The sequence below is a fragment of the Tellurirhabdus bombi genome, from assembly GCF_021484805.1.
GTDB lineage: Bacteria > Bacteroidota > Bacteroidia > Cytophagales > Spirosomataceae > Tellurirhabdus > Tellurirhabdus bombi.
Window position 1 is genome coordinate 3,917,133 of sequence record NZ_CP090557.1, and the last position, 15,422, is coordinate 3,932,554.

Genomic DNA, 15,422 nt, shown 5'->3' on the forward strand with positions numbered 1-15,422 from the left:
AATAGCGCAGCCAAAAAGCAACACCGCTAATAGATTAAGCAGCTCAGGCACCAAACCGCAACATAAGTAAGGAGAACAAAACAAGGGAAAGAATAATAATAATTGGCATCCAGCTGATTCCCCCTTTCGCTTCTATTTCAACCAGTGTTTGTTCAGTTTCCTGTTGCTGGGCCAAAACTTTGCTGATTTGCCGCCGGGCGTGCTGGATATAAAACCAGTTGGCAAAGCACCCAACGGCGCTGGCCCAAACCAGATTACTAACGACCGTTCGGATTTCGTCGGTCACAGACGGAAAATAAAGGGCAAACACAAGCTCTTCCACCCAATTCTCTACATACAGAACCCCAATGGCCAAGGCACAGACTAAATACATGCGCCGGTACAGCATCCAGCATAATCCAAAGAAGAAAGCGTAGACGTTAAAAACAACGATTTTGCCCGCCTTCACTTCGTCCACCACATTGAGGTAATAATCATCCTGATCACCGAAAAAAGTTGCCCACTGCTCGTCTTTTATTGAATTGATATCGGTCATAAAGAAAGTTACTGGTTGTGTTTTGTGCGCTTGATCTCGTGATTTACCAATTCAGGCTGCGGACGCAGAATATGCACGTCCAACATGGCCAGCGGACGGGCCAGGTATTCACGGATCAGCGTGCGGATCGAGTAGCCATCAGGTACATCCTGAGCAGCGAAGGCAACGGCTTCGATTCCTTCGTAATTCCCGATGTAGAGCGCACGGGCATTGTGGAAATTTTGAGAGACAATGGTAATATTATCCTGATTAAAGACTTCCTTGCAACGAATAACGGAATCAAACGTCCGGAATCCGGCGTAATCCAGCGTCATCACTTCTTCTGGAATGCCTAGTTTCAACAAAGCCTTTTTCATATCCACCGGCTCGTTGTAATACTCCGAATCGTTGTTTCCGCTCAGGATAATATACTTGATTTTACCTTCTTTGAACAAGCGGGCTGTTGCTTCCATCCGGTAACGAAAAAACAGGTTTTCCCGGCCGTTGGCTACCGTTTTGCTCGTTCCCAGTACCAACGCTACATCGTTGGAGGGCAATCGATTGATGTTAAAGTAAATTTGCTTCCGCGTGGAGGACACAACCCACAAATTGCAAAGCAGGATCAGCAACAAGCCCAGAAACAACAACAGAAATCCTGCCTTGACAAGCCGTTTCAGGCGCATCAAGGGCAGGAGACGTTTGGTATTTCGCTTGTGGCCTCCGGATTTACGAGTGGTTGTATACTCCATCGGATTCATCTACGAAAATAGATTTAATTGCTTTACAGCAGTAACTTCTGCTTCTGTCGATTCCGGTTCATTGCTCACCTCTTCGATGTCCGCATCCTCGGAAACCGAACTGATCGGCAGGGCCTGCGTTGTGGCAACTTCTTCTACGACTTTGGGAGCCAGAATCTTTACTTCTTTTACCCGCGCAAAAGGTAGTTTATTGCCAAGGGCTTTCCAACCCCGCACATCGATAAAGCCTTCTGGCTCCAGAATCATCTTCTCTACTGGTCCACGATCTTTTACCTGGTAGGCAATTTCGATGCGCGGAAATTTTTGGGTCGATACCGCCAGGGCTTTTGATCCTTTCGTTTCGCCAATAAAACTAAACTTCTTGTCTATGGTGGTCGTCTCAACCCGGAACCGCTTCACGTACCAGGCCTTCTGCGTTGCTTCGTAATACACCGCCGATACCACCTTTTCCGGATCGAACTTTTCGAGCACATCAATTTCGTTCGGTTCGTAGTGGTTGGTCAGGCTGTAATTGGTCAACTCATACTGCCCATTTTTATACGCCACCAGAATGGTATCGCTGTTGCTGAAGTTTCCGAGATAACGGCCCCGCTCATCCCGGTTCAACCGACCCAGGTGTTCGTCGTACCAGATATCCACACCGCCCAGCGTCGAAACACCACCCGATTTCTGCACAATCTTCCGGACGCTGTACTTTGTCAGGATGTTTCCTTGTGCAGACCGGTTTTTTATGCCAACCGTTGCAAAATTAAAATCAAACTGTTTCACTTTGGCGGCGCTCTGGGCGGTCAGGCTAACGGTGATTACCTCCGCCTCTCCGTTGTCATTGGCCGTAAACCAAAGTATTTTCGATTTCGGATTGCCCATCGTCAGGTCATATTCCCGGTCGCGGGTAACGGCGGTGACGTTAAATCGCTTCGCCATCGACAGCCCTGACTTACCATCCAGGTAAACCAAGTTGTAGACTTTGCGTTCGTCAGCTTTCTTGAATACAGAGCAATAGATAATGTCTTTCCCGACAAAAACCTTATCCTGTATTTTAGTAACCAGGCATTTGCCATCCCGCCGGAACACAATCACATCATCAATGTCCGAGCAATCGGAAACGTACTCGTCTTTTTTCAGGCCCGAGCCTATAAATCCACCTTCGCGGTCAACGTAGAGCTTCGCATTCGCGGCGGCTACCACGTTAGCAGCAATGGTGTTAAATGCCCGGATTTCGGTTTTCCGTTCGCGGCCTTTGCTGTATTTCTTCAGCAGGTCTTTAAAGTAAGCGATGGCGTACCGAGTCAGGTTAGCCAGATTCTCCTCTACTTCGCCCAGCTCTTCCTGCAAACGCTTCATCAGCTCGTCGGCTTTAAAAGCGTCGTATTTCGAAATTCGTTTAATCCGGATTTCAGTCAGGCGAATCAAATCATCCTGTGTAATGGCCCGGTAAAACTGCTTCTTGTATTTTTCGAGTCCTTTACCAATGGTTTCCAGGACCGCCTCGAAGGTTTCACACTCTTCAATCTTGCGGTAAATGCGGTTCTCGATAAAAATCTTCTCCAGCGAACTGTAGAGCAACTTCTCCATCAGTTCTCCTTTGCGAATTTGCAGCTCTTGTTCCAGCAATTGTACTGTCTGGTGCGTACAGACCTCCAGAATTTTCGAGACATTCACAAAGTGGGGACGATCGCCAATGATCACGCAGGCATTCGGCGAAATAGAAACCTCACATTCGGTGAAGGCGTAAAGCGCGTCAATCGTAATATCGGGCGATACACCAGGAGCCAGGTGAACGTGAATTTCTACCTCTCTTGAGGTAAGATCCTCTACCTTTTTGACCTTGATCTTCCCGTCATCGTTGGCTTTAATGATCGAGTCCTTAACAGAGGTTGTCGTGGTGCCAAATGGAATCTCACGAATGACCAGTGTTTTCTTGTCCAGTTCTTCAATCTTAGCCCGTACGCGGACTTTTCCGCCCCGTGATCCGTCGTTGTAGTTGCTGGCGTCCATCTGGCCGCCCGTCGGGAAGTCAGGATACAATTCAAAGGGTTTATCCTTTAAAATATTGATGGAAGCTTCCAGCAGTTCAATAAAGTTGTGCGGCAGTACTTTCGTTGACAGACCCACCGCAATTCCTTCCACACCTAAGGCCAGCAGCAGCGGAAACTTCACCGGCAGTGTCACCGGCTCCCGCTTGCGTCCGTCGTAGGAAAGTTGCCATTCCGTTGTTTGTGGATTAAAGACAACTTCATTCCCAAACTTCGACAAGCGCACCTCGATGTAACGCGGGGCTGCTGCACCGTCACCGGTCAGAATATCACCCCAGTTTCCCTGGGTATCAAACAGCAAATTCTTCTGCCCCATCGATACCAGCGCGTCGCCAATGGACGCGTCACCGTGGGGGTGGTACTGCATGGTGGCTCCAATTACGTTGGCCACTTTATTAAAACGCCCATCGTCCATCTCCCGCAGGGCGTGCAGGATTCGACGCTGAACCGGCTTCAATCCATCTTCTACCGCCGGGACGGCACGTTCCAGAATTACGTACGAAGCGTATTCCAGAAACCAGTTTTCGTATAGCCCAGAAACGACAATCTGGTGGTGCAGGTTTTCTTCGTTGTTGTTTTGTTCGTTGGAATCAGTGGGCTCCAGAATTTCGCTCATTGGTTGCGGTTACGGCTACTGACATAAGTAAAACATTTCGGCAAAGGAAGCTTTTTCCTTGCGCTTGTATTGCATAAAGATACGCATTTTTTAGGAGAAAAACTGGCAAAATGCCCTTAAAATGCAGAATTCAAGGCATGGTTTCCTAGTTTCCGTCAATAACCTATCACTTGCAAAATAAGAACAACTTATGCCGCCAAAGAAATTCGGTTGATGCGGTTTTTTTACCGATCTCAAAAAACAAAAAGAAAAATTTGGAGTAAATAATAAAGTCTTCTACATTTACACAAATTCTATTGACCTAGTATAGTAATGTTACCAAATAAGACCATTCATCGAGGCTCCCGTTTTGCTCCTGCCCTTCACAGGTCAGTGCTAACAGGACCGGTTTGCTGTTGTCGTAGCGCTCTGTCTGGTTGCTGAGATTGGTCGTTCCGTTCTAGGCTTTTTTTATTTTCTTGACTAATCTACTAAATCAATATATTAACTATGCTTTCTTTCATTGATACCACCATCGAAGATTCAGATCTATATATAATTCCCCAGACTTTCCGGAAAATTGTGCCCATTGCCCCGCTTAAGCACCGTGATAAGGCGCCCGCATTCAGCCTGAATCGGAAGCAGGGAATCTGGCAGCATCTACCAGCAGAAACAACATACCTGCAATCGATCCAGGTAAAGGATTTACTTCAAAACTCTCCGCTGGTGGTTAGCTTCTTTAGCCCCGGCTGGAATGCCTACGCAGACCGCTACCTGAACCACTTGAAAAACCTGCATGTCCGCATCCAGCAGGCGGGCGGCAATTTGCTGGTTCTGACAACGGATTCGGTAGACGTCTTGGCAGACTTTGCCCGGAAGCAGTCCCTTTCTTTTTCTGTAGCGCAGGATATTGATCAAGCCATTGCCGAGCGCTTCGGCGTTTACTCCACTAGTGAGCCGGTCTGGGATCGCATTGCGGGCATCACCGAAGATGTTCCCTTCCCCGCTCTTTTTGTCCTCACACCAGACCAACGCATTGCATTCAGTTACGTCGACAAAGATTTCGTGGGGGAATTTCCGGCAGAGACCATTGTTCAGGCGGTAGCCGAAAACGCTGCCCCTGCCGAAGTAATCGGTTACAATCGTTCAGCGGCTTAGTCGACAAACCGAACGCGTTGGCTACCTGCCTGCCGGACCAGATCGGGTAAATCATAATACCCTAATACACCATACAGAACATGGCTGTAAGCATCCCGCTGCATGGGTTGCTGAACAAGCTGCGCAAACGTTTTAATGGAACGTGAAATCTCCGCCTCGCCAATGCGTTGATCCAGGTAAGCCGCGTGCACCACGGCCGGACCATACGCCCCGTTAGCGACCACTTTAACCGTGTGGTTTTTCAGATTGGCGTCTGCGTTAATAAAATCCAGTACCGAAAACAGATCGATCACGCGCTGCCCCATGATGGGCTTTCCGGTATGCAGGCTAATCATGGCGTTTCGGTATTCCCGGTTCCAGTATTTGGTGTCGTTCAATTCGGCGGGATCGCTGGTTTCCCCAAACCCTCTGAGGTCGGCCAGCACGAGGATTTCGCCCCGGTTCACAAAACTTTCCAGCATTTTTTCACTCGCCATCACTTCACTTTTCCCGTTCTCGTTCAGCAGCACAACCAGCTTGCTATTCGGCTTCACCGCTTCGGGATAAAGCACCAGGCAAGGCACCGGCATTTGTCCTTCCCGAATAAGCTGGTATTTCTTCAGGGTATAATTTCGGGCGGAAGCAGAGCCCGTGGCTTCGACAACAACGCTCTCTTTCGGCAGCTCAATGCCCAGCAATTCCATCACTTTAGCCCGAACTTCGCCTTTTCCTTTTTTACCAAAATCTGCTCGTTGCAAAGCTGTGCGCTGCACCATTTCGTAATTGGCTTCAGGAATGCTTACTTCCTGGGCGAAAGCTGTAAGGCATTGACCCGTAGTGGTACAAAGCAAGTCCTTTTCCGCTAAGGGCGGCATGTCCTTTTCTTTGACCGGCTTTTTATCGTTGAAAAACCAGGTTCTGAACCAGGTAACGGCGGCTTCTCGTTTGGGTTTAGGCATCCCGTGTCCACCTTCCAGCGAGAACATGCCCACTTTCTCTTTTTCACCGAACACGCCGTATACGCCTTTCAATTCATCAAAGACGCGGGCCGCACTCCAATAATCCACAAAATCGTAATAGCCTGACATAATCAGCAGGGGCTTTGGCGCAAACATGACCAGAAAATCACCGATTTCCAGATGCTCTCTGCCCTCATACGGAATGTGCTGGCAGCCATCCGAAGGGCCGCTCAGCTCAAGGGTCCGCTCCCGCTGCGAAACATAACTGCAAACGGAAGCTATCTTGATGCGATCATCCAACCCGATCAGGTACGTTGTTTGCGTTCCCCCGCCCGAACTGCCAATGCACCCCAGACGATTTTTATCCACGTCCTGCCGCGTTTCCAGGTAATCCAGCGCCCGCATGTTATCCCAGTATTCATACGCGGCCACACTCATTCCAACCAGATTGGAGCCTACATTGAGCAAGGTATGCTCCGTGGTCGATCCGCGCGTGAGCGCCTTCCCGACGCTGTCCGCTAACTGAACGCGCTCTCCTTGCCCGATGGGGTCAACCGCCAGTGCAGCGATGCCATTAAGCACGAAAGCCAACGCCGTTTTCTGATCGGATACTTTCCCGGACATGCCGTGTCCCGACAAAATCAGCGTCGCCGGAAAAGGACCTTTGCCCGTCGGGATGTATAGGTTGGCCGTTACGTGCCGATTCGGGACACTTTCGAAAATAATCCGCTCAATCCGAAACCCGTCATACTGGGTAGTGCCCACAACCTGGCTCCGTAAATCCGTTTTCTGGCCGAAGTTCCCCAGCAGCTTGCGGTAGCGCTCCCTGGCTTTGTCGCGGTATTGCGTTATGGCCTGCTTCGAAGCCATGGCCTGGGTGAGCGCTTTTTTCCGATCAGCAAATTGCTGGTGTACATCACGCATCAGGTAGGCATTGTAGGCCGTATTCATTTTCCAGGAAAGCGCGTTTGAGTTATCCTGCGCCTGGCCCGGACTGCTCCAAAAAAGAAAAACCGGTATGAGCGATACATACCGGATTAAAGACATACGCGTCAAATTCATCTTATTTGATTGACTGATAAGGATGGTCTATTCGCAAAAATGCCCCAACTTCCATGTGAGGTTGGGGCATTTTCATTAATTGTAGCCTGGATTTTGTTTGAACTCATCTTTGTTGGTTACTGCATCCAATTGCACTTGCGGAATCGGGCGAACCAGGTGGAAATCCTTCACGTTTCCTTTGGCGTCAGGATTGTATTTTTGCACGTATTCTACCAGCTTGCCTGTGCGTTTCAGGTCGTACCAGCGAATCTGCTCTCCGGCTAATTCCCGTGCCCGCTCATCCAGAATAAAGTCGATGTTCAGGTCAGCAGCGGTGATTTTCATTTGCTCCTCCCGACCTGCAATAGCCCGTTTGGTACGCAGCGTGTTGATAAACTGAACCGCTTCCGTCGGATTAGTTGCCATCAGCCCCTCAGCAGCAATCAGGTAAAGCTCCGCAATCCGAATCACAAATGCATCCCGTGAACTCCACTCCTGGTTAGCCGTCAGACGCGTCGGGTCCATGAATTTTTTCAGCTGAATGAACTGCGACCGAAGCAGCGGCGAACCATCGGCCCGATACATCGCGTTGCGGTCAAAGATTTTGTAACGGCCCGCGGCCCGTGCCGTCTGGCTAGCCGTGGCCGCCGTTTTCAGGAAAACCATGGAGGTATCGCCCAGCGCCATCTGCGGATATCCCGTCACGCTGCCCGCTTTCAGACCAGCCATGTTGGCAAACCAAACGGTCTGGAAGCTACCCCGGTAACGCTGGTCAACGGATTCGTTGAACAAATCCAGCAGGTGAACCGACGGCAGAAAGCGCTGATAAGGACGACCATAGGCCACGGAGCGTTCCATACCCGGCTGTTTGTCATACACCATGATGTAATACAGGTGACCGTTGTTTCCTTTGCCGGCAGCCGCATCATAATCGCCATTCATGGTGTCGTCATTGGTATAGTTGACATAATACACCACCTCAGAATTAGAACCCCCTTCGCTGTTGGCCATTGCCCAAAGCGCCGAGTAGTCCGCGAAAAGTGCATACCGTCCGCTGCTGATCAGATCTTTAGCCAGTTTTGCCGCTTCTGCATACAGAGCCACGTTTTTGGTTTCGCTGGCCCGTGTCAGGCAAAGGCGCGCTTTCAGGGCTTTGGCCACATCCTGCGTAATCCGACCATCCGTTGATTTTTTAGCGGCCAGATTGGCAATAGCAACATCCAGATCCGAGAAAATAACTTTGTAGAAATCATCCACCGAAGACCGTTTTGCCGTTGTGACCACCCCAATCGTTGGCGTCGTCGACAGCACGACATCGCCCCAGGTCTCGGTAATAATCGACAGGTACAAGGCCCGCAGCGCTTTTACTTCGCCTTCGTATTGTTTGTTCAGGGCATCGCTGATGGCCGGACTCGGCAGCAGGGAAAGAGCGGTATTACAGGCATTTAACGACTTGTACAAATGACCCCAGTAATCTTTCAGGTTCGTTTGCGCTCCGTTCAAATCGACGGTGTAGTCCGAAATCTGGTTGGCTTTGTTGTCTCCTCCGCGCAGGAAAAGGTCGGTACCGCTTTCGGTAAACCCAAAGGGGTGCTCTTTCCCGTACCACAAGCGCGTGCCCGAATACGAAGCGTTGACAATGCTGGTTATGCCCAGATCTGTCTTAAAGAACGGATCTTCGGTTAAGCCGCTCTTGTTGGCTTCTTTCAGGTAATCTTCGCATGACGTTAATCCAAACGCGGATACGGTCATTAATAAAGCTAATATTTTGGTTTTCATCGGATATCTTTTTTAATAAACGGCCTTGATTGCGGTGGTTTAGAAACCTACGTTTAGCCCGAAAACGATTTGTTTGTTCAATGGGAAGCTCAGTGCACCATCGCGTTCTGGATCGTAGTCTTTAATGCCGCTGAAGACAAAGTAGTTCTGCAGCGTTCCATAGACACGTACCCGGCCTACACTCAGCTTCTTGGATATGGCCTGCGGCAAATTATATCCCAGCGATACATCCCGGATTTTCAGGAACGAACCGTCCACATAGCCCAGCGTTGATTGGAAAAGGTAGTTGTTGGTGGAGTAACCACTGTTCGGACGAGGGAACGCGTTGGTTGGGTTTTCCGGTGTCCAGTAATCCACATTGGAGGAGTTTTCCAGGGCGCTTGGTTTGTAAGCGGTGTTGTTTTCGTAGTTGATAAACTGCCCAAAGCGACCATACACAAACACGGACAAATCGAAGTTTTTGTATTCGAAGCTGTTGTTAAGGCCAAACGAGAATTTTGGAACCCGCGAGAATGTAGTACGATCACCTGGATCGATTTTTCCGTTTCCATTCAGGTCAGCTACTTTCACGTCACCAGGCTTATAACCACCCATTTCGGTTGCAGCGGCTTCTTCGCCCAATTGCCAGATTCCGATTTTTTTGTAATCGTAGAATACTCTGGTTGGTGAACCAACGAACCAGCTATTGGCTTCATTCCGCGTAACACCGTTGTTCAGGGCAACGATTTTTTCCCGGTTCAGGGAGAACGTCCAGTCTGTTGACCATCTGAAACCGCGAGCGGCGACATTCTGCGTTGTCATGGACAGCTCAATTCCTTTGTTTTGCGTCTGACCAATGTTTTCCAACACTTCGGTATACCCCGTAGCCGGTGGCAACAAGCTTGGCAGGAGTAAGTCGCTGGTGCGCGCCAAGTAAACATCAATGCTACCAGAAATCCGGTTCCGCAGGAAACCAAAATCCAAACCGGCATTCCAGGTTGCGGTCGTTTCCCAGGTCAAATTAGGGTTCGGAATCACACTCGGCCAGTACCCGAAAGCAGCGGTTGTTCCAAAAGCATACGCCGAATTGGTCAGTCCTCCCAGGGTTGCGTAAGGATCGATGGCGCTGTTTCCAGATTTACCCCAGCTTACCCGCAATTTCAGGTTATCAACCGCCACAATGTCTTTCATGAATGGCTCTTCGATAATCCGCCACGCACCGGATACCGCCGGGAAATAACCCCACTTATGTCCCTGCGCCAGTACAGACGAACCATCCGTCCGCAAGGAAGCCTGGAAAATGTACCGATCCTTAAACTTATAATTTACGCGGCCAAAGAACGAAGCCAGGCGCGTCTGACGCAGTCGGCTGCCAATGGCTCTCGATATGGTGTTGGAGTTTAGATCATAGAACGTAGTGATTGGAGAAGCCTGGTTGTTACCGGAAGCATTAAACTCTTCATAATTTGTTCCCAGCGAGCTTGTTCCCAATAAGCCCTGAAAACCGTGCTCACCGAACGTTTTGTTATAGTTCAGCGTATTTTCCCAGGTATAATTCATTGTATTGTTGATGCTTACCCCTGAATTGGAGTTCCGACCAACGTTGGCGACGGTGTTGTACCCTTTGTAGTAACCGTTGCGGTAATCTCTGATATCCAAACCAATCGTCGATTTGAACAACAGGTCCGGTTGAATCTGCACGTCCAGATAAGCCGATGTAAAGAGGCGTTTGTCGACAATGTTGTTTTCAAAAACGCCCGGTTGCTCATCGGCCAAGGGCGTAAACTGGGCGCTGTAGCCCGGTGCCGGATTCAGAATCAGTTGACCGTTATCGTCGAAAGCCTTGGCAATCGGCAGGATTTTATTGGCCATGTTCAGCGGGTTATCGCGCTTGTCCTGATTTTTGTAGGTATAAATCGCGCTGGCTCCTACCCGAAATACTTTAGATAATTTATGATCAATACTGATTTTACCATTAACGCGTCGAAATACATCGTTCAGTAACAAACCCTGGTCGCGCTGATAGCCGCCCGACACCGAGAATGCGGTCTTTTCGTTACCGCCGCTCAAGTTCAGCTCGTAGTTTTGCAGCAAGCCGTTGTGGAAAACATAGCTCTGCCAATCTTCGTATTGCCGCCGTTGGATGTATTCATATTCCGTCACCTGGAAAATGTCCTTGTCTTCCCGGTACACGTTGTTATTGGTTGTCCGGTACGCTTCGCGCTTGAGCTGGGCGTATTCATCGCCGTTCATCATGCGTGGGTATTTCCCTCGCTGGTAGCTTGACACGTACGCATTAAACGACAGGCTGCTTCTTCCGGTCGAACTGCCTTTTTTAGTCGTAATGATGATTACCCCGTTGGCACCGCGTGTTCCGTAAATCGCTGTCGAAGCAACGTCCTTCAGAACTTCCACCGATTCAATATCCGTCGGGTTGATATCCACGTAAGAACCATACTGAATCCCGTCTACCAATACCAGCGGCTGGTTGTCAGCCCGCAACGAACGGTTCCCGCGGAGAACGATGCCCACGCTGGCTCCTGGCTGCCCGGAGCTTTGGGTTACGTCCAGACCAGCTACTTTTCCCTGCAACGAACGCAGCGCATTGGTGGTCGGAATAGCCGTGAGGTCTTTGGTTTTTACCGAAGCAATGGCGCCTGTCACATCACTTTTCTTCATCGTTCCGTAACCAACCACCACAACTTCCTGCAAAGCCTTGGTATCGGTGGTCATTTTTATATCGAGGATGGAACGATTACTAACCGGTACATCCTGGCTCTCGTATCCAACAAACGAAAAGACCAAAATCCCATTCCCGTCCGGAATCGTGAGCTTGTAGGAACCATCTACCCCCGAAGTTGTTCCAGTTGAGGTGCCTTTCAGAATAATGCTAACACCGGGCAAGCCTTCATTATTTTCATCCTTAATCTTACCGCTGATGGTAAAAACGGCAGCCTCGGCAAGGCCATTGCTCCCGGCCGGCTTGGTAACCAAATGCGCTTGCCCCACTTCATTTCTGACCAAGATTACTTGTCCAGAACCACTGCTCTGAGCGTACCCCGAGAGGGATAGAAGACACAATACGCAGGTTTTCGATAGATTTTTTAACATAAACAACGGACGGTTAAGGTTGTATAAGCTTTCACCACTGGGAAATAAAAATATTTGTTAGAACTATTCCACGAATCCACTCACCAAAACTGGATTTGCACAAGAAGAAATTGTTTAAAAATTATTCAATGGATAGATGAGCAAAAAGAAAAAGGCTGTTTTTTTTTATGCAATCGTTACCGGGAACGTTACCAAAATAGTGACAATTGAAGTTCAAATGTTGAAATAACTTGAATAGCCTGTTTTCTAAACGTTAGAAGGATCTGCTAAATTATAGAAAAAATAGGATTTTGTCTAGCTAAAACTGCAAATTATAGTTGTATAGCAAACGAAAGTAATCCTTGCTAACTTACAGCAAGAAACCTGCAACTTAGTTATGATGGACTGCCTTGATTCGCTCCGGCAAGACCGGATTTTTGAAACCGTACCTACTGAACAATTAACCTGGTTGGTTGATCAATCCGAATGCATTGATTATCCGCCTGATACCATTATTTATAGCCCGAATGACCCAACAGACCATCTGTTTATTATTCTGAAAGGGCGCATTTTACTTTACCTCCTTCAGGCTGGCCAAAAGCAGGAAGTCAATACATCGGAGTCGGGCAGCATTACGGGAGTTCTGCCTTTTTCGCGCATGAAAACGTCGGTTAGCTACTGGCAAACGCTGGAGCCGACCACCGTTCTAACGCTGCACCGCGACCGCTTCCGGGAGCTGACCATGAGCCATTATGAACTGACGGAAGTACTGGTTCAGCAGATGACGGCCCGCGTTCGGGAGTTCACCAAGATGCGGCAGCAAAACGATAAAATGATTTCTCTGGGTCGGCTATCGGCGGGGCTGGCGCACGAACTCAATAATCCGGTGGCCGCCATTGTCCGCAGTGTGGATACCCTCAAAGACCATCTTCACGCTACGCCCGAACAGTTCAAAGGCATCATGGCGCTGAAGCTGACGGATGACCAAACCGACGCCATTAGTGCCGTATTATTCAATCGGGTGCAAAATCAGCAGAGTAAAAAAAGCCTCACCCTGCTGGAACAAGCCTGTACGGAAGATGATTTAACCGACTGGCTCGACGACCACGCCATTGATAAAGCTGCCGAACTGTCCGAAACCTTGACGGAATTTGGCTTTACTACCGATGACCTCGAAGCGCTCGAAAAACAAACCAACGAGGGCGGATTGGCAGCCGTTTTAGGCTGGCTGGTCAATAACCTCATTACCGAAAATCTAGTTACTGAAATAACGGAAGCTTCGCAACGCATTGCTACACTGATCGGCGCGATTAAGTCTTACACCCACATGGATCGTGGCATTGGGCAGGATTGCGTTTTTCTGGCTGAAGGGCTTAATAGCACCCTGACCCTGTTGAAGCACAAAATCAAAGCCAAAAACATCAGCGTGAAGGTAACCATTCCGGAAGATTTGCCCCAAATTCAGGCCTGGCCTAGTGAACTGAATCAATTATGGACCAATTTGATTGACAATGCCATTGATGCCATGAGTGAAGGAGGTACCTTGCAGGTCTCGGCTGAAGTAGACCGGGAATTTATCCTAACCCGAATTATTGACGATGGCGCTGGGATTCCGGCAGAAATCATGGACCAGATATTTGATCCTTTTTTCACAACCAAAGCCATTGGCAAAGGTACCGGTCTGGGACTGGACATCGTTCAGGGCATTATTCACCACCATCATGGACAGATTTATGTCAATTCTGAAGCCGGGCGAACGGAATTTAAAGTATGCCTACCTATTGAATCAAAAACTTCGCTGTAAGTTGGCGGGCTTTCCCGACCACTTGTGCGATTCTTCATCACTTATGCTTAACTTTTTTTAACTCTATGCGTACCCCCTTCATCATCGCCATTGACGACGACGAAAACGTTTTACAAGCCATCCGGCGCGACCTCCGGCAGCATTACCGCAAAGATTACCGGGTTATTGCCACCACATCGGCCCAAGAGGCGCTGGATACGCTGGCTGAAATAAAAAAGAAAAAAGACGAAGTTGCCCTTTTTGTCTCTGATCAGCGCATGCCGGAAATGCTGGGCGTTGATTTTCTGGTGCAGGCCCGAAAAGTGTTTCCCAGCGCAAAAACCGTTTTACTCACTGCCTATTCCGACATTGAAGCAGCCGTTCGGGCCATTAACGATGTTCAACTGGATTATTACCTGAACAAACCCTGGAACCCTCCGGAAGAAAAGCTTTATCCAGTTCTGGATGAACTGCTATCGGATTGGCAAATGCGCTACCGACCAGAGTTTGAAGGGCTGCAACTCATTGGCTACCAATTCTCTTCGCATACCCATGATTTAAAAGATTTTCTGGCTGGAAACCTGTTTCCTTATCAATGGCTGGACATTGAAACGTCGCCCAAAGCGCAGGAATTACTGAAAGTTTATAACCTGGAGCTGGTGGATTTGCCCGTAGTGGTTCTGGACGATGGCACCATCATGAAGCAACCCAGCCTCCCCGACTTGGGCTCAAAATTAGGATTGGCCCCCAAAGCGCGGCAGGATTTGTACGATCTGGCCATCATCGGCGCGGGTCCAGCGGGTCTGGCGGCGGCGGTTTACGGTGGTTCCGAAGGGCTCCGAACCATTCTGATCGACAAACGGGCTCCCGGCGGCCAGGCAGGAACCAGCTCGCGAATTGAAAACTACCTCGGGTTTCCCAACGGCCTCAGCGGCGCTGAACTCACCCGGCGGGCCATCACGCAGGCAACCCGTTTCGGCGTGGAATTTCTTGCGCCTCAAGAGGTTGTGGCCATTCGTTCGCAGGGCCAATACAAGCACATTGCCATGAGCGACGACAGCGAGGTAATTGCCCGGAGCATCCTACTTTGCACGGGCGTTTCGTACCACAAACTGGACAACGAGAGCATCCACCGCTTCACCGGAGCAGGCGTCTACTACGGCGCCGCCACCGTCGAAGCGGTTGCGTTTAAGGACAAACCCGTCTACGTGGTGGGGGGCGGCAACTCAGCGGGCCAGGGCGCGATGTACCTTTCCCGCATGGCTTCGGAAGTCAATATCCTGATTCGCCGGGACGATCTAAGCGCTACCATGTCCCAATATTTGATCGATCAGATAAACAATACACCTAATATTAATGTATTGTCCAATACGGAAGTAGTCGAAGCATTGGGCGAAGACAAGCTAGAATGCCTCGTTATCCGGCATACCCGCACCAGCGAAGAGCAAAAAGTCCCTGCCAGCGGTTTGTTCGTTTTCATTGGTACTAAGCCGTTTACGGACTGGATTCACATGAGCATTATTAAAAATGAGCGCGGCTTCATTGAAACCGGTAACGGACTAAATCAGTACGACGATTTCAAACGAACCTGGAAACTGGATCGGGAGCCTTACCCACTCGAAACCTGTAGCGTCGGAATTTTCGCGGCGGGCGATGTCCGGGCGGGAGCTATGAACCGCGTTGCTTCTGCCGTTGGTGAAGGCGCTATGGCGGTTAGTTTTGTTCATAAATATTTAGCAGAAACCTAAATC

The 15,422-nt window shown here is 49.4% G+C and carries 9 protein-coding genes; 3 read left to right on the top strand and 6 right to left on the bottom strand.

Annotation, left to right across the window (positions count from 1 at the left end; genetic code table 11):
• Window positions 1-43: 43 nt before the first annotated feature.
• The 3 genes from L0Y31_RS16610 to L0Y31_RS16620 are packed head-to-tail and all read right to left on the bottom strand — an operon-like array spanning window position 44 to window position 3,924.
• Window positions 44-535, bottom strand: a complete 492-nt coding sequence (locus tag L0Y31_RS16610) for a DUF2628 domain-containing protein (RefSeq protein ID WP_234734203.1) — start codon at window positions 533-535, stop codon at window positions 44-46.
• An 8-nt stretch (window positions 536-543) separates the two neighbouring features.
• A complete protein-coding gene (locus L0Y31_RS16615) occupies window positions 544-1,272 on the bottom strand; it encodes a SanA/YdcF family protein (RefSeq protein WP_407084040.1) in 729 nt (242 codons plus the stop codon).
• Window positions 1,273-3,924, bottom strand: coding sequence for a DNA gyrase/topoisomerase IV subunit A (locus tag L0Y31_RS16620; protein ID WP_234734204.1), 2,652 nt, complete (start codon window positions 3,922-3,924; stop codon window positions 1,273-1,275). It lies immediately after the preceding gene.
• A 489-nt stretch (window positions 3,925-4,413) separates the two neighbouring features.
• Between L0Y31_RS16620 and L0Y31_RS16625 the strand changes: the two genes are divergently transcribed.
• The gene (locus L0Y31_RS16625) at window positions 4,414-5,061 is read left to right on the top strand and encodes a redoxin domain-containing protein (RefSeq protein ID WP_234734205.1); all 648 of its coding nucleotides are present in this window, start codon (window positions 4,414-4,416) and stop codon (window positions 5,059-5,061) included.
• Here the strand turns inward: L0Y31_RS16625 and L0Y31_RS16630 are convergent.
• The 3 genes from L0Y31_RS16630 to L0Y31_RS16640 form a co-directional block, all read right to left on the bottom strand.
• A complete protein-coding gene (locus tag L0Y31_RS16630) occupies window positions 5,058-7,061 on the bottom strand; it encodes an alpha/beta hydrolase family protein (protein ID WP_234734206.1) in 2,004 nt (667 codons plus the stop codon). The two genes, L0Y31_RS16625 and L0Y31_RS16630, sit on opposite strands and share 4 nt — an antisense overlap.
• 75 nt (window positions 7,062-7,136) lie before the next feature.
• The gene (locus L0Y31_RS16635; RefSeq protein ID WP_234734207.1) at window positions 7,137-8,819 is read right to left on the bottom strand and encodes a RagB/SusD family nutrient uptake outer membrane protein; all 1,683 of its coding nucleotides are present in this window, start codon (window positions 8,817-8,819) and stop codon (window positions 7,137-7,139) included.
• Window positions 8,820-8,858: 39 nt separating this feature from the next.
• Window positions 8,859-11,909 carry a SusC/RagA family TonB-linked outer membrane protein gene (locus L0Y31_RS16640; RefSeq protein ID WP_234734208.1) on the bottom strand — a complete coding sequence of 1,017 codons (3,051 nt, stop codon included), beginning with the start codon at window positions 11,907-11,909 and terminating at the stop codon, window positions 8,859-8,861.
• A gap of 376 nt (window positions 11,910-12,285) precedes the next feature.
• Between L0Y31_RS16640 and L0Y31_RS16645 the strand changes: the two genes are divergently transcribed.
• The gene (locus L0Y31_RS16645; protein WP_310587102.1) at window positions 12,286-13,692 is read left to right on the top strand and encodes an ATP-binding protein; all 1,407 of its coding nucleotides are present in this window, start codon (window positions 12,286-12,288) and stop codon (window positions 13,690-13,692) included.
• A gap of 65 nt (window positions 13,693-13,757) precedes the next feature.
• A complete protein-coding gene (locus tag L0Y31_RS16650; protein ID WP_234734209.1) occupies window positions 13,758-15,419 on the top strand; it encodes an FAD-dependent oxidoreductase in 1,662 nt (553 codons plus the stop codon).
• The last annotated feature ends 3 nt before the right edge of the window (window positions 15,420-15,422 follow it).